Genomic DNA, 22,552 nt, shown 5'->3' with positions numbered 1-22,552 from the left:
GATCAGCTGCTGGCTTTGACGGCGAGCACGGGGCACGTCGAGTCGAGAAGGACCCGCTGCGCGTTGCTCCCGAGGATGAGCTTGCCGACCGGCGAACGTCGGCGCAGGCCGATCACGATGAAGTCGGCGCCCGTCTCGTTGGCGACCTTCACGAGATCGTCGGCGGGATCCATGCCGCGGACCAGCTGGCGGACCTCGGAGTCGACGCCGGAGTCCGTGAGCTGGGCACGCACCTCGGCGAGCTGCTCCTCGGTCTTCACGGCGTCCTCGTCGTCGAAGTCCCGTCCACCGCGGTGGGAGTTGACCACCACGAGGTGCGCCCCCCGAAGCTTCGCCTCCTCGACGGCTCGTGCGAGAGCCGCGCGGCCCTCGGGCTTCGGGACATATCCCACGACGATCGTGCCCATCCTCGACCTCCCAGTGTCAATGTGGTCCCGACACTATCCCCGATCGCCCCGTCTCGGCACCCGGCACGAGGGTGTGGACAGGCGCCGCACACTCCGTCGCGCCGGACACACGCTGAAGGCATGACCGCGCGCCCTCCACTCCCCCACCCACCGCTGCTCGGAGTCGACCCCGACGTGGCGCTGCGGCTCGCCCAAGAGCTGGTCGCGCGGAGGGCGCGCGCGTACGCCGGCGGCAGACACGAGCCGGCCCTCACCGTGTGGGCGTACGACACCGCGCGAGCCACGCCGTTGGGTCGGTGGTCGGCGTCGCCGCGCGTCGCCGGCAAGCTCGACGGCTGGCTGAGGGGCGAGATCACGCGGCGCCTCCTCGGCCCGTACGACGATGCCTCCCGGTGGCCGCTCGCGGTCTGGGAACGGACGGGGGCGCTGCGCCCGAGCGCCGACGATCTGGCCTGGCACACGGCGTGGCTGCGGCACGCCACGACGACGCCGGTCCAGCCCCTCCTAGTCGTGACGCACGCCGGCTGGCTGAGCCTGCCCGACGGCACGACCTGGCGACAGCGACGCGCGCGCGCCTGAGGAGTCGCGCTCAGTCCCAGGTGTGCACCGGCTCGTTGGCGTGCATCCGCTCGCGGTAGTCCTGCGTCATGGCCCGCAGCGCTTCTGCACGATCGGTCCCTGCCCGCTCGTACAGCGTCCGGAACCGCTCGATCTGCCAGGTCGCGCCGTTGCGCCCGGTGAGGCAGCGCTGCTCGATGATGCCGAGATAGAAGTCGCGGTCGGCAGGGTCGACGCCGAGCGCGTCCAAGCCCTGCGCCGCCAGCGGCAGGAGGCGGCGCAGCACCAGCTCGGTCACGCCGACCGTGCCGATGCCGGGCCAATAGATGCTCGCGCCGATCCCGTCACGCGCCCCCACCGTGAAGTTCTCCTCGGCGGCGCTGAACGACATCTGCGTCCACAGCGGCCGGTCGGCGTCGACGAGCGCGCGCACGAGCCCGAAGTAGTACGCCGCGTTGGCGACCGTGTCGACCACCGTCGGGCCGGCGGGCAGGACGCGGTTCTCGACTCGCAGGTGCGGCCGGTCGCCGACCACGTCGTAGATCGGACGATTCCACCGATAGATCGTGCCGTTGTGCAGCCGCAGCTCCGACAACGTCGGGATGTCACCAGCGGCGAGCACGGCCTCAGGGTCCTCCTCGTCGAGGACGGGCAGGAGCGCCGGGAAGTAGCGCACGTTCTCCTCGAACAGGTCGAAGATCGACGTCACCCAGCGCTCGCCGAACCACACCCGCGGACGCACGCCCTGGGCCTTGAGCTCCTCCGAGCGCGTGTCTGTCGCCTGCTCGAACAACGGGATGCGCGTCTCGTGCCACAGCTGCTTGCCGAGCAAGAACGGCGAGTTAGCGCCCAGCGCGAGCTGGGTCGAGGCGATGGCCTGCGAGGCGTTCCAGTAGGCGGCGAACTCCGACGGCGCGACCTGGAGGTGCAGCTGGACGCTCGTGCACGCGGCCTCGGGCATGATCGACTCCGAGGTCGTCGACAGACGTTCCTCCCCTGCGATCGAGATGGCGATGTCCTCGCCGCGCGCAGCGAGGACCTGCTCGGACAGCAGCGCGTAGCGCGGGCTGGCAGAGATCGTCGCCGGCGTCATGTGTCCCGGCCGCAAGGTTGGCAAGATGCCGATCATCATCAGGTGGGCGCCGACTGGACGTGCCTGGACCTCGGCGTGGTTGAGGGCGTCGCGGACGGTCTTCTCGTACGTCCGCAGGCCGGCTCCGTCCAGCGCCCGCGGAGCGATGTTGATCTCGATGTTGAACTGACCCAGCTCGGTCTGGAAGTCGTCGTCGGCGATCGCCGAGAGGACCTCCGCGTTTCGGAGGGCCGGAGCCCCCTTGTCGTCAACAAGGTTGAGCTCGATCTCGAGGCCGGTCATCGGCTGTGCGGCGTCGAAGCGGGTGTCCTTGAGCATCCGCGAGAAGACGTCGAGACTCCGACGGACCTTCTCACGGAACGCGGTCCTGTCCTCGCGCGTGAAGACCTGCTCGTCGACCTCTTGACCCATCGCACCCCTCCTGGACTCTGCGGCCGCGCGGGACCGGTCGGCAGACAGCTCCAGCCTAGGAGAGTCCGGGCACGGAGCGCAGCACCTCCTCGGTGCCCATCCCCACCCACGAGCGTGGATCGAGACAACCCGATAGCGCCGACTGGATCAGCACCGCCATCGAGTAGTCGGGAGCGACCACGCGCACCCGGTCGAGCGCGCACTGGGCCTGTGCCCCGTCACCGCTCAACCATGCGGCAAACGCGGCGAGTGTGAGCGCCGGCACCTCGAACGGGAGCGGCGCACTGACGGCCACCTGGCGCCACAGCTCGAGCGAACGGACGGCGTTGTCGTGGGTGATCATCGTCCACGCTACGTCACGGATGATGACCAACGACGCCCACACCGCGAGCAAGGCCCGATCCTCGGCGCTGATCACGACCGGCTCGTCCTCGTCCCCCTCGAGGACCGCGTCGAGGACCGGGACGACCCGGTCGAGTCCGCGCCGCAGCGTACGGAGGTCGCGCTGCGGATCCTGCGCTCCCGCGGCGCATGCAGCGAGTGCGGTCAGCTCGGGCCCGGCCGCGAGGGCGACGTCATCGCGTGCCGCGCCGGTGACCGGCTCGAACCGCCGCGCGAGCGTTGCCCTGTCTGGGAGGATCTCCATCCCACGGAAGACAGCCTCCGCCAGCACCGCCGAGCCCTCGACGTCGCACGGGACCCCCTCGGGCGGGCAGCACCGGGTGTCGTCGCAGGAGTACGAGTAGAAGCGCTCCCCGTCGAAGCGCGCCGCGTCGGCGAGCCGCACGCCCTCCTCCTCGAGCCGCGCCACGAGCGCGTCGACCGCCGGGCGCGCCTCACCGTCGTCATCGGCGTACGCGAGGACGATCACTGCCTCGGGCTGCTGCGCGACCAGGTAGCCGACCAACGCCTCGGCCAGAGCGGGAGCATCGTCGGGCGGCGGCAGGTCGACGCGCAGGCGGAACCCCACCTGGCTGCGCGCGCCGTTCAGGCACAGCGCGACCAGCGAGTGCTCGGGGTGGAAGCCGAACATCGCGGGGACGGCGCCGATGAGGTCGGAGAGGGTGCGGGCACGGATCACGTCTGTCATGGCAGACAGCGTGGTCCGCCCGCGAGCGGTCGTGGGTCCCCGTCGCGCGGCCTGTGGACGCCCGTTCACGTCGTCCACAGGCTGGGCGTCGGAGCCGCCGGACACAATGGACGCATGCGCCGCCAGGCCACCTTCCTCCATCTCGACCTCGACGCGTTCTTCGCCGCGGTCGAGCAGCGCGACAAGCCCTCGCTGCGCGGCAAGCCGGTCGTCGTCGGCGGGCTCGGGCCCCGCGGAGTGGTGTCGACCGCGTCGTACGAGGCACGCGCGTACGGGGTCCGCTCCGCGATGCGGACGGCAGAGGCCCGCGCGCGCTGCCCCCACGCGGCCTACCTGTCCGGTCGGTTCGACGCCTACCGCGAGGCCAGCCGGGTCGTGATGGCGCGCCTGCGGGAGATCTCGCCGCTGGTCGAGCCGCTGTCGCTCGACGAGGCGTTCGTCGACCTCGCCGCAGGAGAGGAGTCGCGGTTCCTCGACCTCGTCGGCGCCCGCGCCCTGGCCGAGCAGGTCCGCGCTGACATCACGGACCGCACCGGCGGGCTCACCGCCTCGGTCGGCATCGCCTCGTCCAAGTTCCTCGCCAAGATCGCCAGCGAGCTCGCCAAGCCCGACGGCATCCACGTCGTAGAGCCCGGCACGGAGCTCGAGATCCTCGCACCGATGTCCGTACGCGCCATCCCAGGCGTGGGCCCAGCGACTGCCGAGCGGCTGCGCCGGATGGGCGTGCACACCGTCGAGGAGCTGCGCGGTCTCGACGTCCCGGAGCTCACGTCGCTTCTCGGGACCGCGTACGGGACCTCGCTGCACGCGCTCGCCCGCGGCGTCGACCACCGTGCGGTCATCGCCGAGCGCGAGACCAAGTCCCTGAGCGTCGAAGACACCTTCGAGACCGACATCACCGACCCCCGCGTCCTCGCTGACATCGCCACGACGATGAGCCGGCGTCTGTCCGCGCGGCTGCGCGAGCGCGGCATGTCCGGCCGTACGGTCACGCTCAAGATCCGCCACCACGACTTCGAGACCCACACACGCTCTGCGACGCTCGCGGGGCCGACCGACGACGCCCGGACGATCGCGCGGACGGCGACCGGCCTGCTGGCCGAGATCGACAGCTCCTCCGGGCTGCGGCTGCTGGGTGTGGGCGTCTCCGGCATGGCTGACTGGGTCCAGGACGACCTGTTCGTGACCGAGGAGGAGCCGCCCGCCGACGACGAGGGCAACAAGGTCGCCGCGGTCCCCGTGGCCTCCGCACGCGCCCGTACGCGGTGGCCGGCCGGGGCCGACGTCGTGCACGCCGAGCTGGGTCCTGGATGGGTCTGGGGGTCGGGCATCGGCCGTGTCACCGTGCGCTTCGAGACCCGTACGAGCGGCCCCGGCCCCGTGCGGACGTTCGACGTCAACGACCCCTCGTTGCGACCGGGTACGGTCGAGCCATGAGCACCCCTCCGGTCGCCAAGCGGCACCCGCAGGTCCGCGTCCACCACGGCGACGAGGTCGTCGACGACTACGAGTGGCTGCGCGACAAGGACAACCCCGAGACCCTCGCCTACCTCGAGGCCGAGAACGCCTACACGGCCGAGCGGACCGACCACCTCGCCCCGCTGCGCGAGCGCCTCTTCGACGAGATCAAGTCCCGGGTGCTCGAGACCGACCTGTCGGTGCCGGTGCGCCGTGGCGACTGGTGGTACTACGCCCGCACCTTCGAGGGCCGCGAGTACGCCGTCCACTGCCGACGCCCGATCGCCGGCCCCGACGACTGGACGCCGCCCGAGCTCGACTCCGCCAACGCCGTCGAGGGCGAGCAGGTGCTCCTCGACGGCAACGCGGAGGCCGAGGGCCACGACTACTTCGCGCTCGGCGCGCTGAGCGTGAGCCGTGACGGCAACCTTCTCGCGTACTCGACCGACACCGAGGGCGACGAGCGCTTCACGCTGCGCGTCAAGGACCTCCGTACGGGCGAGCTGCTCGGCGACGAGATCACCGGCGTCTCGTACGGCGCGACCTGGTCCTTCGCGGCGGACCACCTCTACTACTCCACCGTCGACGACGCCTGGCGGCCCGACAAGGTCTGGCGCCACGCGATCGGCACCTCCGCCGAGTCCGACGAGCTGGTCTTCCACGAGACCGACGAGCGCTACTTCACGGGCATCGGCGCGACGCGCAGCGACCGCTACCTCGTGATCGCCTCCGGCTCCAAGATCACCACCGAGCTGCGGGTCCTCGACGCGACCGATCCCACGGGCGAGTTCCGGGTCGTCGCCCCACGTCGCGAGGGCATCGAATACTCCGTCGAGCACGTCGTGGTCGGCGGCGAGGACCGTTTCCTGATCCTGCACAACGACGGCGCGCTCAACTTCGCGCTGGCGAGCGCCCCGGTGGCGACCCCGGGCCCGGAGCACTGGCGCACCGAGATCGCGCCCCGCGACGACACCCGGCTGGAGGACGTCGACGCGTTCGCCGACTTCGTCGTCCTCAGCCTGCGCCGGGACGCGCTCAGCCAGGTGTCCGTGATCCGCCTCGACCCCGCGGCCGAGCCCGGCGCGCCCCTCGGCCCCCAGGAGCCCGTCGTCTTCGACGAGCCGCTCTACACCAGCGGCGTCGGCGCCAACCCCGAGTGGCACCAGCCCGTCGTCCGCCTCGGCTACACCTCGTTCGTCACCCCCGAGACCGTGTACGACTACGTGGTCGACACCGGCGAGCTGGTCCTGCGCAAGCAGCAGCCCGTGCTCGGCGGCTACGACCCGACGGCCTACGAGCAGCACCGCGAGTGGGCGATCGCCCGCGACGGCACCCGCGTCCCGGTCTCGGTGGTCGTCCGCAAGGGCGTTCCCCGCGACGGCACCGCCCCGGCGCTGATCTACGGCTACGGCGCGTACGAGGCGAGCATGGACCCGAGCTTCCGGGTGACCCGCCTCTCACTGCTCGACCGCGGCATCGTCTTCGCGGTCGCGCACGTGCGCGGCGGTGGTGAGATGGGGCGCGGCTGGTACGACGACGGCAAGCTGCTCCACAAGAAGAACACCTTCACCGACTTCGTCGACGCAGCACGCCACCTCGTCGCCCAGGGCTGGACGAGCGCGGAGCGGCTCGTCGCCGAGGGCGGCTCCGCAGGGGGCCTCCTCATGGGTGCCGTCGCCAACGACGCCCCGCAGGACTTCGCCGGCATCCTCGCCGTCGTGCCGTTCGTCGATGCGCTCACATCGATTCTCGACCCGTCGCTCCCGCTGACCGTGATCGAGTGGGACGAGTGGGGCGACCCGCTCCACGACGCCGACGTCTACGCCTACATGAAGTCCTACACGCCGTACGAGAACGTCGTCGCCCAGGACTACCCCAAGATCCTCGCCATCACGAGCCTCAACGACACCCGTGTCCTGTACGTGGAGCCGGCCAAGTGGGTCGCGCGCCTGCGTGCGGTCGCGGGCGCCGACGTCCTCCTCAAGACGGAGATGAGCGCGGGCCACGGCGGGGTGAGCGGCCGCTACGAGTCCTGGAAGGAGCGGGCGTACGAGCTCGCCTGGGTGATCGACACGCTCGGCGCGCCGGAGGAGCCGGTGCCGTCCGACGGCTGACGCCGCTCACGGGGCGTTCCTGTCAGTGTGGTGCGCAAGGATCGGTCGGATGAGCCGAACGATCTACTACACCGCCAGCAGTCTCGACGGATTCATCGCGACGCCCGACCACTCGCTCGACTGGCTGCTGTCCCAGCCGCTGTCCGACGACATCTCGGCCGAGATGGAGGGGCTCACCACGCGGTTCGGGGCGATGCTCATGGGCTCCAGCACCTACCAGTGGATGGTCGACCACGAGCAACTCCTCGACAACCCCGACGCCTGGCCGTACGCGGCGCCGACCTGGGTGATGACCCACCGCGACCTCCCGGTGGTCCCTGGCGCCGACATCAGGTTCGCGCAGGGTGAGGTGGCGGCCGTTCACGCCGAGGCCGTCGCCGCGGCCGGCGGCAAAGAGGTCTGGGTCGTCGGCGGCGGGGACCTGGCCGGCCAGCTCGCGGATGCGGGTCTCCTCGACCAGATCGAGATCTCGTACGCCCCCGTCACGCTCGGCGCCGGCGCCCCGCTGCTGCCGCGACGACTCGACCTCGTGCAGGGTGACGTTCGTCACGACGGTACGTTTCTCTCCGCCACCTACACGCTCGCGCGCTGACCATCATCGCCCTCGCCGGTCTCGTACGAGGGGCCGATTCGCCCGCTATTGCAGGCGTTTCGGCTGATCTGGAAGGGATCCGGTCTCGCCGCGGGCTGTGATTCCGGTTAAGAAACACCTGAGACCGGCACCAATAGCACGCTTCGTTCGTCGTTTCCAGTGCCGGACGGAATCGACTGGCATCCGATCGTGTTGTCAACGATCGAGTAACGAACGAAGTGAAGGAGCTGGTCTGCGTGACGACAGCAACGACTCAGGTGCGCGAGCGCGTCGAGGGACGAGACAGCGTCGGGATGTACCTCGACGAGATCTCGCGTACGCCGCTGCTCGACGCCGCTCGGGAAGTCGAGCTGAGCAAGACCATCGAAGCCGGACTCTTCGCCCAGCACCTCATCGAGGAGGGACGCGTCGGGCGCAAGAAGGGCGGCGCCCCGAAGTACGCGACGCTCGAGGAGCTCGAGTGGATGGTCGCCGAGGGTGAGCGTGCCCTCGACGAGTTCATCACCGCCAACCTTCGCCTCGTCGTGTCGATCGCCCGCAAGTACGGCCGCTCCCAGATGCCGCTGCTCGACCTTGTGCAGGAGGGGAACACCGGCCTGATCCGCGCGGTCGAGAAGTTCGACTACCTCAAGGGCTTCAAGTTCTCGACGTACGCGACCTGGTGGGTCCGTCAGGCCATCACGCGCGGCATCGCGCAGCAGGGTCGTGTGGTCCGCCTCCCCGTCCACGTCGTGGAGGAGCTCAACCAGGTCGGCGCCGCGCGCCGTAACCTCGAGCGCAAGCTGGGCTACGAGCCTGACCCCGCCGAGATCGCCGAGGAGCTCGAGATGACTGTCGAGCGTGTCCTCGACCTGCTCGCGTGGGGACGCGACCACGTCAGCCTCGACTCCCCCGTGGACGAGGACGGCGACACCTCGCTGGGTGACCTGGTCGCCCGCGAGACCCAGCCCGGCCCGGACCACGCGGTCCTCGACACCGAGTCGCGCGACCGGCTCTCGGGCCTGGTCGAGCACCTCGGCGAGCGTGAGGCCGACATCATCCGTTGCCGTTACGGACTGCTCGACGGACGCCAGCACAAGCTGGCCGACATCGGCAAGCGTCACGGCATCTCCGCCGAGCGGGTCCGTCAGCTCGAGCGGGAGGCGATCCAGCGACTCCGCAAGATCGCCGACCCGGACCTCGCCGCCTGACGGGGGCGCAGCGAGCTCCGAGCACTCCAGGGGCCGGCGTCCCGACCCACCGCGGTCGGGGCGCCGGCCTTCGTCGTACGAGGCGCTAGGCCCGAGGGCTCTCGCCGACTCCGAGCGACAGGCGCTCCCACAGCGCGCCGACGGCATCGGCGAGCTCGTCGAGGGAGCCGGTGTTGTCGAGGACCACGTCGGCAGCCTGGAGCCGCTGCTCACGCGTCGCTTGAACGGCGATGCGGCTCTGCGCCGCTGCACGCGACATGCCGCGGTTGGCCGCCAGACGCTCGATCTGGGTCTCGACCGGGACGTCGACGACCACCACCACGTCGTACAGCCCCGCTTGGCCCGTCTCCACCAGCAGCGGCACGTCGTGGACCACCACGGCACCCGGACCGGCGGCAGCCTCCAGCTCGGCTGCCCGCGCGCGGACACGAGGATGGATGATCGCCTCGAGGTCACGCCGTGCCTGGTCGTCAGCGAAGACGAGGGCTCCCAGGGCAGGGCGATCCAGGCGGCCGTCGCGGTCCAGGACCGCCTCGCCGAAGCGCTTGACGATGGCCTCGAGGCCCGATGTGCCCGGCTCGACGACCTCGCGGGAGAGGGCGTCGGCATCGACAACGATGGCCCCGTGCTCGCGCAGCAGCCCCGCGACCGCACTCTTGCCCGCGCCGATGCCCCCGGTGAGCCCGACGCGCGTCACGCAGACCTCCTCGCGCCGCTCCCGGGGACCACAGGCCAGTGATCGGCGCGCAGCGTCTCCATCCGTGCCAGTGTCCCGTCGTCGAGGGGTGCGACGTCGACCTCGGTCACCCGGTCGTACGCCCGCACCAGGGTGCTCGCGACCGTGTCGACGTCGAGGCCCGGCGCCTCCTCGAACACCGATCCGATCGAGCGCCGGCGCAGAGGGAGCTCGAGACGGTTGTGGACGATCGGAAGGGCTGCACGCAGCGATGGTCCGTCGCCGAGGACGACGACCGCACTGAACAGCCACGCACCGCGGACGATGCGCTGCGCGGTGCCGACGAGCTTCGCGACGCCACGTGCGTTGACGCTGTACTCGCCTGGGCAGTACTCCCCTGGCACGGCGCCCAGGCGGGCATCGACACCCAGCTCCTGGAGGACGCCGGTGAGCAGCGCGCCGTAGTCGCGGAAGCGATCGCGCATCCCCGTACCCGGATCCGGATCGGGGCTCACGTGGTCGATCACCAGTGTCTTGTCGGTGTATGCGGCCACGCGGCCTCCCGCCCCACGGACGATCGGCGCGAAGCCGAGCGCCCGGCTCGCCTCGGTCGCTGACACGAAGCCCGCACGCCGGACGTCGGAGCGCCCGAACGCCGCGGTCGGGACGCCAGGCACGCTGATGCGGACCGTCGGACCGATCTCGCCGTCGGACGCCTGCCTCAGCAGGGCGTGCGCGATCGCCACGTCGGTGACCGGATCGGAATCCACCGGCTTGGGATCGAGGATGAAGCGCACGGGGCAAGGCTACCCAGCCTGGCCGGGAAACGACGAGGCCCCTACCCGACTGGGTAGGGGCCTCGTTCAAGGCATCAGCCGTGGCGGGTGATCACTCGCCGCCGGTGAGCTTGTCGCGCAGGGCCTGCAGCGCCTCGTCCGAGGCGAGAGCGCCACCGCCGCCGCCACCGCCGCTACCACCGTTGGTGGACGGACGGCTGCTCGACTCCTGCGGAGCAGCGCTCGAGTAGGAGCCACCGCTGCTGGCCTGACCGGCCTCGCGAGCCGCGGTCTCCGCGTCGACGATCTGCTTCTTGTGGGCCTCCCAGCGGGTGTGGGCCTCGGCGTACTGCCGCTCCCACGTCTCGCGCTGCTCGTCGAAGCCCTCGCGCCACTCGCCCGTCTCCGGGTCGAAGCCGTCGGGGTAGATGTAGTTGCCCTGGGCGTCGTACGACGAAGCCATGCCGTAGAGCGTCGGATCGAAGTCGTCGGCGTCCTGAGCGACCTCGGTCTCGTTGGCCTGCTTCAGCGACAGCGAGATGCGGCGACGCTCGAGGTCGATATCGATGATCTTGACCATCACCGAGTCGCCGACCTGGACGACCTGCTCCGGGATCTCAACGTGACGCTCGGCGAGCTCCGAGATGTGCACCAGGCCCTCGATGCCCTCCTCGACGCGCACGAAGGCGCCGAACGGGACGAGCTTGGTGACCTTGCCCGGGACGATCTGGCCGATCTGGTGGGTCCGGGCGAAGTGCTGCCACGGATCCTCCTGGGTCGCCTTCAGCGACAGCGAGACGCGCTCGCGGTCCATGTCGACGTCGAGGACCTCGACCGTAACCTCGTCGCCCACCTGGACGACCTCGGACGGGTGGTCGATGTGCTTCCACGACAGCTCCGAGACGTGGACGAGCCCGTCCACACCACCGAGGTCGACGAATGCGCCGAAGTTGACGATCGACGAGACGACGCCCTTGCGGATCTGACCCTTCTGCAGCTGCGTGAGGAAGTTCTGGCGAACCTCCGACTGCGTCTGCTCGAGCCAGGCGCGACGCGACAGGACCACGTTGTTGCGGTTCTTGTCGAGCTCGATGATCTTCGCTTCGAGCTTCTGACCGACGTACGGCGCGAGGTCGCGGACACGGCGCATCTCGACCAGCGACGCGGGCAGGAAGCCACGCAGGCCGATGTCGAGGATGAGGCCGCCCTTGACGACCTCGATGACGGTGCCCTCGACGACGCCGTCCTCGTCCTTGATCTTCTCGATGTCGCCCCAGGCGCGCTCGTACTGCGCCCGCTTCTTCGAGAGGATCAGACGCCCCTCCTTGTCCTCCTTCTGGAGGACGAGGGCCTCGACGGCGTCGCCGACCGAGACGACCTCGTGGGGGTCGACGTCGTGCTTGATGGACAGCTCCCGCGAGGGAATGACGCCTTCGGTCTTGTAGCCGATGTCGAGGAGAACCTCGTCACGATCGACCTTGACGATGGTGCCGTCGACGATGTCACCGTCGTTGAAGTACTTGATGGTCTTGTCGACCGCGGCGAGGAAGTCCTCCTCGCTACCGATGTCGTTGATCGCGACCTGCGGCGCTGCGGGTGCTGCCTGGATGCTGCTCGTCATATGGGATTGAGTCCTGGGTGGATAGAAGTCGTGCCGGAGCGAAGAGGACCCTCGTTTGCTGGGTGCGGGTGATCACAAGGCGGTTTGAATCGCTCCACATGGGCCCGACGCAGCGTGAGCACGAGCCCGCTCGGTCTGGGGTCGTGCGAGTCCACAACGCACCCCCAAGGGTACGGGGTCGCGCGTCACAGGGTCAACGCGGGCTACCACACCCCGCTGGCGGGGTCATCGCACGGGTGCAAGGAACGCCGCCAGCGCGTCCGCGTACATCCCCGGATCAGCGGCTCCCATCAGCTCTCGCGCCGCGTGCATCGCCAGCTGCGGAGCCCCCACATCGACGGTCGGGATGCCCGTGCGAGCGGCCGTCATCGGTCCGACCGTCGACCCGCAGGGCAGGTCGGCGCGGTGCTCGTAGCGCTGCATCGGCACGCCGGCCTGGGCGCAGGCCAGGGCGAACGCCGCGGCGCCGGTCGCGTCCGTCGCATAGCGGAGGTTGGGGTGAACCTTGAGGACGGGCCCGCCGTTGGGCACGATCTGGTGGTGCGGCTCGTGCCGGTCGGCATAGTTCGGGTGCGTCGCGTGCGCCATGTCGCCCGACGCGACGAGCGAGGCCGCCACCGCCCGGTGGTAGTCGTCGCGGGTGCCGCCGGCAGCGAGGACGATCCGCTCGATCGCCGTCACGAGAAGGTCTGACTCGGCGCCGCGGTCGGAGGTCGACCCGACCTCCTCGTGGTCGAACAGCACCAGCAGCGGGACGATCCCATCGGTCGCGCGCTCGACGGCATCGAGCAACGCGGTCGTGCCCGCCCAGCACGTCGTCTGGTTGTCCAGGCGCGGCGCGGCCAGCAGGTCGCCGTTGCGCCCGAACACTCGGCTCGGCACGAGGTCGTGGACCATGAGCTCCCAGCCGAGCAGGGCGTCGACGTCGACGTCGAGCGCGACCGCGACGTCGGACAGGACGCCGGCCCCCTCCCCCACGCCGTACAAGGCGTCGAGGTGGCGCTGGGGGTTGAGCTCGACGCCCTTGCGGTCCTCCGCCAGGTGGATCGCCAGCTGCGGCACGGTGAGGACCGGGTCATCGATGCGGACGAGCCGCTGCTCGACGCCAGCCCCTGTCCGTACGGTCACGCGACCGGACAGCCCCAGCTCGCGGTCGAGCCACGAGTTGAGCAGCGGTCCTCCGTACGGCTGCAGCGCCACCGTCTCCCACCCCGCGCTCGTCCGGTCGGGGTGCTGCTTGAGACGCAGGTTCGGCGAGTCGGTGTGCCCTCCGACGATCCGGAACGCCGACTGCGGGCCCTGCGCCGACTCGGTCGACCAGGCGACGAGCGAACCCCCGCGCACGAGGTAGTAGCGGCCCAGGGCGATCGGCCAGGCGTCGGTCTCGCGGACCAGAGCGAATCCGGCGGCCACGAGCCTGCCGGCGACCTCCTCGCACAGGTGGAAGGGCGACGGAGAAGCGTCGACGAGCGCGCACAGGTCCTGTGCGCGCTCGTCGAGTGGGCTGGGGGTCGTGCTCTCGGAAGACATCGACGTCATCGTAGTCAGCCCAACCACGAGGACGTCAGACGATCACACCTTCGCGCTCGCGGTGTCGGCTGGCGCGTCGGAGTCGGACGACGCGTGCTTCGGGGTGTCGTCGCCGCCATTGCGGCCGCGGAGCAGGATCACGGCTCCACCGAGGACGAGCACCACACCGAGGATGCCGCCGATCAAGGGGATCCAGACGCGGATCATCTTGAGCAGCGAGGCCTTGGTGGCGTAGTCGTCGACCGTCGCCTTGACCGTCTCGTCGTCGTAGCCGAGCTTGGCGTCGGTGATCGTCGCCTTGGTCTCGCCGTCGACCTCGAGCGTCGCGAGCTGCGCCTCCTGGCCCTTGATGATGACGCCGGTCTCCGGCTCGACCCAGAGGGTGCGGGTGTTGCCGTAGATGCGGTCCGCCAGCACGGTCGCCTCGGTGCTGCCCACGAGGTTGCCCGGGACCTGCAGCTCGGCGATCTTGACCGGCTCGATCTCCTGGACGAACTTGTAGACCGAGAGGCCCTCAAGCTCGTCGGTGCCCTCGTACGTGACAGGCGTCGCCTTCTTGACGGACCCGTCCCAGAACTCGTAGTCCTCCTTCTGGGTGTTGAAGGGGAACTTGAAGTACTGGCCGTAGAACACGGTCGGCTCGATCTTGACACCGCTGGTCTCGGTGCTCGCACCGGTCCACCGGACGGTCTCGCCGGAGTAGCGCTCGAACGGAACGAGGTCACGCGTGCCGCTCAGGGCGTCCTCGGAAGCGGTGCCCGGAGGCGCCGTGAAGGAGAAGGTGTCCCACACCGCGATGTCCTCGTCGAGCTCGTCGCTGGCCTCCTTGCTGGCCTCGACCTGACCGACGACGAAGCGGCGCGACTCCAGCGGGCCGGTCTCGATGGCGGGGCCACCCTCGGCTCCGACGTTGAGATAGGTGGCGTCGTCACCCGGCGCCGTCTTGGAGACGGTCTCGGTCTCCTGGTCGAGCGGCACGGTGGCCAACTGGTCGTACGCATACGTCTTGGCCAGGACGGCCAGAACCAGGAGGAACGCGCCGATGACGACGGCTGCGAACCCGGTCTTCTTGCCCACGTGAACTCCCTCACAGTCGATGAGACGGACGCGACACTACCAGCCGGTAGCGGGAACCCACGCCTTCGGCTTACAACGATTCGGCATCGCCAGCAACTCGGCGCCTGGGTTCCCTGCTCAGCGTGACTTATCCGGCACCTACACTCGTCCGGTGAGCTCACTCGCCGCGGACACGAAGCGGGCGGTCCGTGGTTGGATCCCTGCCGACCTGTCGCGCGCCCAGAAGGTCACGGCGCTGGCACTAGCGCTGATCGCGGGGCAGCTGTTGCTCCGAGCCTGGATCGTCGGCGGCAGCTGGTTCTTCGAGGACGACTTCCAGTTCCTTACCGACATCGCCCGCGGCGAGGACGACGCCTCGTGGTACGTGCGACCACACAACGTCCATTTCATGCCGCTAAGCTTCGCCCTGGTCAAGATCGTCACCTGGGGAGGCCCTTTCGCGTGGTGGCTCGCGGCGCTGGAGACGGTGGTCCTGCAGGCGGCCGCCAGCCTGAGCTGCTGGTGGATGCTCCGCAAGCTCTTCGGTGACCGTCCCCTCATCCTGGTCCCGCTGACGTTCTACCTGTTCAGCGTGCTCAGCGTCCCGAGCCTCACGTGGTACGCGGCGATGATCAACCAGCTCCCGCTGCACACCTTCCTCTTCCTCGGCATGCTCGCCCACGTCACCTATCTGCGGACCCGTCGTTACCGTTACGCCCTCCTCGCCACCCTCGCGACCGGTCTGGGCATGCTGTTCTACGTCAAGGCGATCGCGCTGCCGATGGTCTTCGGACTTATCGCGCTGCTGTACTTCTCCGAGGGCGGGTTGCGCACCCGCTTCGTGACCGTCCTGCGCCGCTACCTCTGGGGCTGGTTGACTTACGGCGCGCTAGGCGTCGCTTATCTCGCGATGTACTTCGCGCGGATGCCCCGAGGGCAGGGCATCGCCGACACCGAGTACCTCGCCTTGGCTCGCTCGATGCTGTTCGACACCCTCGGCACGGGGCTCAGTGGACTCTCATGGTCGTGGGAGCTCCTCAACGACGGGCCACGGTCGGTGACGGCACCATCCACCTTCCTGGTGGCCGTGTCGTGGATGGTGGTCGTTGCCGGATGGGGCTACCTGTACGCGACCCGTGTTCGAGCGCTGAGGGCGCTCGTGATCGCAGTGCCCTACCTGGCGCTGTCGTACGGGATCATCGCGGTCGGCCGCTCGGGGTCCTTCGGCGAGATCAGCGGCAACGAGGCCCGCTACCTCTCCGACGCCACGGCCGTCCTCGCGCTCGTCCTCGCGCTCGCGATGATGCCGCTGAGGGACGCCGTCGAGTCCTCCGCGCGGCGGGACGAGCCTCTCCTCACCGTGCGACCGTCGCCGGTCGTTCTCGTCGCCGCCGTCGCCGCTTATGTCGCCGCGTCCGTGTGGTCCTCGGTCACCTATGCTCGCCCGTGGCACGACGGCAACGCCGTCAAGGACTTCGGTCTGACGGCGATCGCGTCGATCGAATCGGCGGACCGTCCCGCGCTCGCAGACGTCCCTGTCCCCGACGAGGTCATGTGGAACGTGAACACTCCCTACAACCTCCCCTCCTGGATGTTCGCACCTCTCGGAGACCGGTTCACAACGCCGGAGACCGCGAACGACCTGATGATGCTGGACGGCGACGGAGAGGTCGCCAAGGCCTTCGTCGCCCCCGGCATCACGTCCGTTCCCGGTCCGGTGGACGGTTGCGGCTACGCGCTCGGCGACGCCGACACTCCCGTCACGATCCCCCTGACGGGCAGCACGATCGACTACTCGTTCTGGATGTCTATCGGCTATCTCGCTGGCGAGGACGGGTACGCCGCGGTCAGTGCGGGCGACAACGCGTACCGTGTCCACTTGGAGCGTGGCCTGCACACGCTCATCCTCCCGACCGTCGGCTCCTACGACTCGGTCTCGATCGACGCGGGCGGACATCCCGTGTGCGTCGACCAGGTGACGGTCGGAACCCTGGAGGCGATGTCACCGTGAAGGACCGTCCTGACGAGCGGGAGCACCGCACGATCTATCCCGCTCTCGACACGATGCGGGCCGTCGCATCCATCGCCGTGGTCGCAACCCATGTCGCCTTCTGGGCGGGCTTCTACCCCGAGGGGACCCTGGGAGCACTGACCGCACGGCTGGACTTCGGCGTAGCCGTCTTCTTTGTGCTGTCCGGCTTCCTCCTCGGCAAGCCCTACCTCCTCGCTCTTGCTCGACATACTCCGATGCCCGGCACAGGCCGGTACTTCTGGCACCGCGCGCTGCGCATCCTCCCGGTCTACTGGGTGTCCGTGGTGGCCGCACTCACCCTCCTCCCGGAGAACGACGGCGCGGGGCCCGCGACGTGGATCGAGAGTCTGACGCTCACACGCCTGTACACCGAGGACGGGCTCACCCCCGGCTTGACGCAGATGTGGAGCTTGTCGACCGAGGTCGCGTTCTACCTCCTTCTCCCCGCCGGTATGGCCGTCCTTGCCCGCACCATCTGCCGTCATCGCTGGCGCCCCGTACTTCTCGTTGTCGTCCTCGCCGCCGTGTCGGTGCTCAGCTGGCTCTGGGTCGGCCTCTCGGCGACCTCGCTCTTCGGCGACCTTCCGTCGCCAGGCCAGTGGCTGCCTGCCTACCTCAGCTGGTTTGGCGTCGGTCTCGCATTCGCGATCGCGGCGATCGAGCAGTCGGCACTCGTACGGCGTCTCGCCACCGCACCGTGGTCGGCGTGGCTCGCGGCGGCAGCGCTGCTCCTGATAGCGAGCACGCCGATCGCCGGGCCGGTCCTGCTGGAGCCGCCGTCGCCGGCAGAGGCGGTCGCCAAGAATGTCCTGTACGCCTTGGCGGCAGCCCTGCTCATCCTCCCCGCCATCTTCGCCGCGCCGTCAACGACGTTCCAGCGAGCGCTGTCACTACCCGCGCTGCGTCACCTGGGCTTCATCTCGTACAGCCTCTTCTGCTGCCACCTCGTCGTACTCCACCTGGTCTTCGCCTGGCGGGACTACGAGGTCTTCGCGGCACCCGGCTTAGAGATCTTCGTGCTCACGCTGGTGATCAGCCTTCTGGTGTCGGAGGTTCTCTACCGCGTTGTCGAACTGCCGACGATGCGCCTGCGCAACCTGGGCCGTCGGACGGCTCCGCCCGCGACAGCCGAGGTGAGCAGCCCGAGCGAGGCGACTACCAGCAGCTGAGGCCAGCCGCTCTCGCCTGCCCACCCCGTATCGGATCCCCAGGGTCGCACCACGTATCCGACGGCAGCCACCACGACTGGCGCTCCGGCGAGCCAGGCGAGCGCCTCACCCGCGCGCTCGTGCAGGAGACCGCCCACCACGCACGCCAGCAGCGCCACGGCAACCCCCGGGAAACCAGCGAGCAGGCCCGCGGCTACTCCTCCCGCGGCAAGCAGCGCCCAGCTGCGTCCACGTCGCTCCCCGACCGCGGGGAGCGCCACACGCCGCCGGAGCAGCGTGAATCCGAGCAGGACGATGGATGCCAGGCCGCCCATGATCAGCGCTGCGCGGTACCACGGTGCGGGGGCGTACGAGAGCGCGAGCTTCTCCTCGGCGCTGTCGACGACCCATCCCTGCTGCCAGCCGTTCACCTGGACCGGCGTGCTGCCAGCTCCTGCACGCCACCCCGCATTGGCGTTCTCGGCGACCGTGACGAGTCGGTCGCCGTCGGCATCATCGTCGAGCGGCACGGACCGTGACGTCTCACTCCACGTCGTCGGGGTGACACCGGTTGCCTCGGCGCTGCTGGCGAGGTCACCGAGCGTGAGCGAGAGCGGTCGAAAAATCTTGTTGCCGACAACCCGGACGCGGTGAACGCCCTGCGCGAGCTCGACTTCATCAAGTCCGCAGATCGTTGCCGGCAGAGCGGCCGCGGAAAGCATCTCAGTGCCCGAGGCGCGGACCCGGGTCTCGTAATGTCGGCCGTCGATCTCCACCTGAGGGCCGTTCCCACACCGACCGAGGGAGCTGTCGGCGCGCGGCGGCTGGGGGAAGACGGGTCGTCTCGACGGCAACCGGACCTCACTGACCCCGACAGGAAGCGGCTTCGTCGCCCCGAAGTCGTCGATCGTCTGCCGGTTGTCGGTGGAAGAGAAGTGGATCTCGACCGATTCGGCGCGGACGGGATCGAAGCGCGCCACACCCTCATCAAAGGTGACCTCTCGCTCGGTGCCGTCCGAGAACACCAGCCTCGCCTCGCGCGGCTCCGACGCCGAAAGGCTCCGCGCGGTCGTGACGGTGATCCTGCCGACCCGTCGCGCGCCGACCCAGGCCAACGTCAGCGTCGGATCGTGGTCGTCCGCGGCGGCAACCCACCCCGTCGTCGGGTCCGCGTCGATCGTACGCACCGCGCTGTTACGGGGGTCCTCGGCCGCGTAGGAACTCACGGAAGCTGCCGCAAGCCTCTCGGACTGCACGGCCGCATCAAAGGCGGCACCGCCCACAGGCACCACCTGCAGCCGCGGGACGTACGAGGCGTCGGCACCTATCTCCAGCTCTCGATCCAGGACGCGTCCGTCCTCCCCCCACTGCTCACGATCCTCGATGCACCGCGTAACGCCCTCGACGTCAAGACATCCCGACCGGTACGCCTGGTCGACGGCCATCACGATCTGGTTAGGTGCGCCCCACTTCGACGGCAGGCGCGGCATTGCCAACGGCCGGGTGATCTCGACGCCAGGAATGTCGATTTCGCTGATTGCGAGCGGGTCGAACGCCGAGGCCGCACCCGAGACCCGAAGGCTTCGGGTTGCTCCAGGGCGCAGTGCGACGGTCGTCGACACGCCGGGCTGGGCGGTCACCACGATCTCGCCGGCGTCGGTACGGACAGTCAGGCGCCGTGCACGCTCGGCTCGCTCGTCCAGCGTCAGAGTGAGGCGGTTGATCTCGAGCGGCCCCCCGAACGCGACTTCGATCCAGGAGGAGCCCTCGTCTCCCGCCCCTGCTCGCCAAGACGTCCGCGAGTCCCCGTCGATCGCCGACCATGGCTGTTCGCCAGGCACGAGCGCGCCCGGGGACCCGGCATCGGACTGAGACGACGATGCGCTCAGTCTTGTGGCGCCCACCAGGTGCGGCACCGACACGTAACGCTCGTCGGCGCTGAACCGGTAGTCGTGCACCGGCCGGTCGAGCGAGTAGGGCTCCCCTTCGGCGAGCGAGGCCGAGCGGTTCTGCTCTGCCCGTCCGAATGCGGCTTCCTGACGGCGTGCCCCGTCGGTGAGGACGACGTGCTCGGGCCGTTCCTCACCAAGGACGTCGTCGGCGAGGACAACTGCACCGCCCAGCGCGCCGAGCTCGTCGAGCGTCAGCAGCGACTCAGGTCCGCCCGCGACCACAGGGGTCCTGCCTGCGTCTTGCTCGGACACCGGCCCCCGACCAGAGGAACCGACCGCGAAGATCTCGACCGCCGGGCGCTCCGCCTGCCAGCCACCCTTGACGAGGACCGCCTCACCCTCGGCGTCGACCGCCACGGCGGTGCTGCCCAGCGTGGGACCGAACGACGCGACCGAGCTGACGCCCGGCGTCTGCGCTAGCGTCGCGTACACGCGCTCGGGATGAGTGTGCTCGCTGCCCATCGCGAGGTCGTTGCGAACCACGAGGTACCTCACGCCCGAGCGCTCGAGGTAACGGGCGAAGCCGGCCGACCCCTGCCCGGACGCGAGCCGGCGTTCGATGGCGTCGAGCGTGCGGATGTTGCCACCAGGGGCCAATGGGACAGCGTTTCGGGTCGCCCAGGGCGAGCCTGCGAGCGGCTGGAGGACGTCGTCGCCCGTTCGTCCCCACAGATAGTCGCCGAACGCGGAGGCAGGGACCGCGAGCGCACGCTGTCCGGAGTCGTGGGCCTTCAGCCAGCTCGCCGCGTCGCGCCAGTAGTCGGGCACGCTCTCGTACGTCCCACGGTTGGCGAGGGAGCCGGTCCACGCGGGTACGGTGGCTCCGACGACGGCGGCCACACCGAGCACGGCGACCCCCTTGCGGAGCACCCGCTCACCGTCGGTCTGCCGCAGCGCGGCACCCATGCCGGAGAGCGCGGCCGCGAGTCCGAGGACGAGCGGGATGCGGACGACGAGGTCGAACTTGTGCGTGTTGCGCAATGGCGAGAGCAGACCGTCGAGGGCACGCTGGATGCTGTCTGCCCCCCAGCCATCGACCGTGCCGGTGTGCCCGAGCGTGAGCAGGACGAGACCGAGGAGGACACCGCTGAGGAGGAAACGTCGGTGGCGCGTCGTGCTGCGTGCGATCCCGACGATGCCAAGCGCGACCACCACGACACCATTGGCGATCAGTCCGACCGAGCGCAGCAGGTCGTTGCCCGCTACGGAGTTCGGGTCGACATACGGCACCCAGTTGCTGGTCCCCCGCACGGCGTCGAAGAGGGTCGCGGCGAAGGTCGTCGTCGAGGCGCTCTCGATGTAATCGAGGAAGGGCGGGCTGTACTCGCCCAGCAGGAAGAGCGGGACCAGCCACCACAGTGTCCCGAGGAGGACGAAGAACGGCCACCAAAACATCATCGATCGGCGACGCGGAGAAGCAGGCGCGAGCAGCAGCCAGAGCGCCGCGAGCGGGATCACGGCGAACGTTGCCACGGCATTGACGCCGCCCACGAGGGCGACTGCGAGCGCGCTCAGCGCCGTCATCCACCGTGGATCGTGGCGCCTCATCCCAATCACCAGGGGCACCAGCACCCACGGCGCCAGCGCCATCGGCCAGACCTCGATAGAGCTGGGGCCGATGACCGACAGCATCCGCGGCGACAGCGCATACGCCAGGCCAGCGACGACCCGTGCCCACGGTGCGCCGATGCGCAGGGCGCCGGCAAGCTTGACGATACCGAGGAAGGCCGTCACCAGGAGGAGCGACCACCACAGCCGCTGGATCACCCACGGCTCGACCTGGACTACGTCGCCGAGGAGGAAGAACGGGCCCATCGGGAACAGGTAGCCGTACGCCTGGTTCTGCACCTGGCCGAACGCGCCGACGGGATCCCACAGTGTCAGCGCCCGCGAGAGGAAGCCCGCCGGATCGACAGTGAGGTCGAGCTTCGTGTCAGTGAGAACTCGGCCCGGCGACTGGACGAACGCGACGGCAATCAGCCCTAGGCTCACCGCGAGAAGCCGGAACCTCCAGGTCAGTGCTTCCGGACGACGATCGCGAGGTTCCACGTCGTCACCTCCCGCAGCACCGGCACTCGCAGGGTCCACCACGCCCACCACGGGTGATAACGCGGAATAGTCTCGAGGACGTCGCCGGCGGTCTGACGACGAGCCCAGCGCAAACCCGCTCCTGCCGTGACCGGGAACAGCGAGGTGCCGAAGTCATTCTTGGGCCGCTTCCCGTGCTTGCGCGCGTAGCGGTCCGCGGCATGATAACCGCCGAGGTAGTGCCACGGAGCCGTCTCGTGCCCTCCCCAAGGCCCGAACCACAGCGTGTACGACAGGAAGACCAGGCCGCCTGACCGGGTCACGCGCATCATCTCGTCTGCCATCGACCAGGGGTCGGGGACGTGCTCGAGAACGTTTGACGAGTAGGTCACGTCGAAGGCACCGTCACGGAAAGGCAGCGACATGCCGCTACCGATGACGGTGCCGGGCTCCGGATCGCCCAATCCGGACAGCTCGCCGAGATCGGAGTCGAGCGGGGTGTAGCGCGCACCCGCGGCGCGGAACGCGCTCGCGAAGTACCCCGGGCCGCCACCGACGTCCAGCACGTGGCGGCCGTCGAGATCTCCATATCGCGACAACTGTGCGACGGAGTCGGCAGCCAGCATCCTGTAGAAGTGGTCGGGATCGCTCTGCTCCATGCGGTGTGCTCGAAAGAGTCCCACGGAACGGCGCAGCGTCGGGCGCGGGGCGTCGAGGGAGGGAGCGGTCACGCGCCGACGATAGCCGACGCCCCATGAGGCGATTTCGGGTCCCTTGACTCGCTGGTAACCTGGGCGGCTGCTGGGAGGGAGATCACACG

The 22,552-nt window shown here is 69.5% G+C and carries 17 protein-coding genes; 7 read left to right on the top strand and 10 right to left on the bottom strand.

Annotated elements, in window-relative coordinates:
• Nucleotides 1-2: 2 nt before the first annotated feature.
• Complete coding sequence (locus H4N58_RS08250) at nt 3-407, bottom strand: universal stress protein (RefSeq protein ID WP_167008589.1); 405 nt, start codon at nt 405-407, stop codon at nt 3-5.
• A gap of 120 nt (nt 408-527) precedes the next feature.
• Between H4N58_RS08250 and H4N58_RS08245 the strand changes: the two genes are divergently transcribed.
• Nucleotides 528-986, top strand: a complete 459-nt coding sequence (locus tag H4N58_RS08245) for a hypothetical protein (RefSeq protein ID WP_167251864.1) — start codon at nt 528-530, stop codon at nt 984-986.
• Nucleotides 987-996: 10 nt separating this feature from the next.
• Here the strand turns inward: H4N58_RS08245 and H4N58_RS08240 are convergent, their stop codons facing one another.
• Together H4N58_RS08240 and H4N58_RS08235 are read right to left on the bottom strand one after the other, a co-directional pair.
• Complete coding sequence (locus tag H4N58_RS08240) at nt 997-2,469, bottom strand: glutamate-cysteine ligase family protein (protein WP_167008584.1); 1,473 nt, start codon at nt 2,467-2,469, stop codon at nt 997-999.
• A 55-nt stretch (nt 2,470-2,524) separates the two neighbouring features.
• Nucleotides 2,525-3,559, bottom strand: a complete 1,035-nt coding sequence (locus H4N58_RS08235; protein ID WP_167008582.1) for a DUF4192 domain-containing protein — start codon at nt 3,557-3,559, stop codon at nt 2,525-2,527.
• 114 nt (nt 3,560-3,673) lie between these two features.
• On the opposite strand from H4N58_RS08235, the gene H4N58_RS08230 reads away from it, so the two are divergent.
• The 4 genes from H4N58_RS08230 (at nt 3,674) to H4N58_RS08215 (ending at nt 8,913) form a co-directional block, all read left to right on the top strand.
• Entirely contained in the window at nt 3,674-4,996 is a 1,323-nt protein-coding gene (locus H4N58_RS08230; protein ID WP_167251865.1) for a DNA polymerase IV, read from the top strand.
• Entirely contained in the window at nt 4,993-7,131 is a 2,139-nt protein-coding gene (locus tag H4N58_RS08225) for a S9 family peptidase (RefSeq protein WP_167251866.1), read from the top strand. The genes H4N58_RS08230 and H4N58_RS08225 overlap by 4 nt, the downstream gene beginning before the upstream one ends.
• 49 nt (nt 7,132-7,180) lie before the next feature.
• A complete protein-coding gene (locus H4N58_RS08220; RefSeq protein WP_167008573.1) occupies nt 7,181-7,723 on the top strand; it encodes a dihydrofolate reductase family protein in 543 nt (180 codons plus the stop codon).
• A gap of 293 nt (nt 7,724-8,016) precedes the next feature.
• Nucleotides 8,017-8,913, top strand: a complete 897-nt coding sequence (locus H4N58_RS08215) for an RNA polymerase sigma factor RpoD/SigA (protein WP_167009328.1) — start codon at nt 8,017-8,019, stop codon at nt 8,911-8,913.
• A gap of 85 nt (nt 8,914-8,998) precedes the next feature.
• Here H4N58_RS08215 and coaE read toward each other — a convergent pair whose 3' ends face one another.
• The 5 genes from coaE to H4N58_RS08190 form a co-directional block, all read right to left on the bottom strand.
• Nucleotides 8,999-9,610, bottom strand: coding sequence for a dephospho-CoA kinase (gene coaE, locus H4N58_RS08210; RefSeq protein WP_167251867.1), 612 nt, complete (start codon nt 9,608-9,610; stop codon nt 8,999-9,001).
• The gene (locus tag H4N58_RS08205; RefSeq protein WP_182397159.1) at nt 9,607-10,386 is read right to left on the bottom strand and encodes a lipoate--protein ligase family protein; all 780 of its coding nucleotides are present in this window, start codon (nt 10,384-10,386) and stop codon (nt 9,607-9,609) included. The genes coaE and H4N58_RS08205 overlap by 4 nt, the downstream gene beginning before the upstream one ends.
• A gap of 91 nt (nt 10,387-10,477) precedes the next feature.
• Nucleotides 10,478-11,986, bottom strand: coding sequence for a 30S ribosomal protein S1 (gene rpsA, locus H4N58_RS08200; RefSeq protein ID WP_167008567.1), 1,509 nt, complete (start codon nt 11,984-11,986; stop codon nt 10,478-10,480).
• Between the two features lie 225 nt (nt 11,987-12,211).
• Nucleotides 12,212-13,516 carry a M18 family aminopeptidase gene (locus H4N58_RS08195; protein ID WP_243843123.1) on the bottom strand — a complete coding sequence of 435 codons (1,305 nt, stop codon included), beginning with the start codon at nt 13,514-13,516 and terminating at the stop codon, nt 12,212-12,214.
• A 42-nt stretch (nt 13,517-13,558) separates the two neighbouring features.
• Nucleotides 13,559-14,593 carry a DUF3068 domain-containing protein gene (locus tag H4N58_RS08190; RefSeq protein WP_167008561.1) on the bottom strand — a complete coding sequence of 345 codons (1,035 nt, stop codon included), beginning with the start codon at nt 14,591-14,593 and terminating at the stop codon, nt 13,559-13,561.
• A gap of 151 nt (nt 14,594-14,744) precedes the next feature.
• Between H4N58_RS08190 and H4N58_RS08185 the strand changes: the two genes are divergently transcribed.
• Both H4N58_RS08185 and H4N58_RS08180 read left to right on the top strand, forming a co-directional pair.
• Complete coding sequence (locus tag H4N58_RS08185; protein WP_167251868.1) at nt 14,745-16,583, top strand: hypothetical protein; 1,839 nt, start codon at nt 14,745-14,747, stop codon at nt 16,581-16,583.
• The gene (locus H4N58_RS08180; protein ID WP_167251869.1) at nt 16,580-17,773 is read left to right on the top strand and encodes an acyltransferase; all 1,194 of its coding nucleotides are present in this window, start codon (nt 16,580-16,582) and stop codon (nt 17,771-17,773) included. The genes H4N58_RS08185 and H4N58_RS08180 overlap by 4 nt, the downstream gene beginning before the upstream one ends.
• Here H4N58_RS08180 and H4N58_RS08175 read toward each other — a convergent pair.
• Nucleotides 17,662-21,753: an alpha-(1->3)-arabinofuranosyltransferase gene (locus H4N58_RS08175; protein ID WP_167251870.1), complete on the bottom strand. Its 4,092-nt coding sequence runs from the start codon at nt 21,751-21,753 to the stop codon at nt 17,662-17,664. The two genes, H4N58_RS08180 and H4N58_RS08175, sit on opposite strands and share 112 nt — an antisense overlap.
• Nucleotides 21,720-22,463 carry a class I SAM-dependent methyltransferase gene (locus tag H4N58_RS08170; protein ID WP_167251871.1) on the bottom strand — a complete coding sequence of 248 codons (744 nt, stop codon included), beginning with the start codon at nt 22,461-22,463 and terminating at the stop codon, nt 21,720-21,722. The genes H4N58_RS08175 and H4N58_RS08170 overlap by 34 nt, the downstream gene beginning before the upstream one ends.
• Nucleotides 22,464-22,552 lie beyond the last annotated feature (89 nt).

Origin of the sequence: Mumia sp. ZJ1417 (assembly GCF_014127285.1) — a bacterium.
Classification (GTDB): domain Bacteria; phylum Actinomycetota; class Actinomycetes; order Propionibacteriales; family Nocardioidaceae; genus Mumia.
This window is presented reverse-complemented; position numbering and strand designations above follow the sequence as displayed.

Coding starts and splice junctions, on each gene's coding strand:
- H4N58_RS08250 (WP_167008589.1), bottom strand. CDS start 407: ATGGGCACGATCGTCGTGGGATATGTCCCGAAGCCCGAGGGCCGCGCG.
- H4N58_RS08245 (WP_167251864.1), top strand. CDS start 528: ATGACCGCGCGCCCTCCACTCCCCCACCCACCGCTGCTCGGAGTCGAC.
- H4N58_RS08240 (WP_167008584.1), bottom strand. CDS start 2,469: ATGGGTCAAGAGGTCGACGAGCAGGTCTTCACGCGCGAGGACAGGACC.
- H4N58_RS08235 (WP_167008582.1), bottom strand. CDS start 3,559: ATGACAGACGTGATCCGTGCCCGCACCCTCTCCGACCTCATCGGCGCC.
- H4N58_RS08230 (WP_167251865.1), top strand. CDS start 3,674: ATGCGCCGCCAGGCCACCTTCCTCCATCTCGACCTCGACGCGTTCTTC.
- H4N58_RS08225 (WP_167251866.1), top strand. CDS start 4,993: ATGAGCACCCCTCCGGTCGCCAAGCGGCACCCGCAGGTCCGCGTCCAC.
- H4N58_RS08220 (WP_167008573.1), top strand. CDS start 7,181: ATGAGCCGAACGATCTACTACACCGCCAGCAGTCTCGACGGATTCATC.
- H4N58_RS08215 (WP_167009328.1), top strand. CDS start 8,017: ATGTACCTCGACGAGATCTCGCGTACGCCGCTGCTCGACGCCGCTCGG.
- rpsA (WP_167008567.1), bottom strand. CDS start 11,986: ATGACGAGCAGCATCCAGGCAGCACCCGCAGCGCCGCAGGTCGCGATC.
- H4N58_RS08195 (WP_243843123.1), bottom strand. CDS start 13,516: ATGTCTTCCGAGAGCACGACCCCCAGCCCACTCGACGAGCGCGCACAG.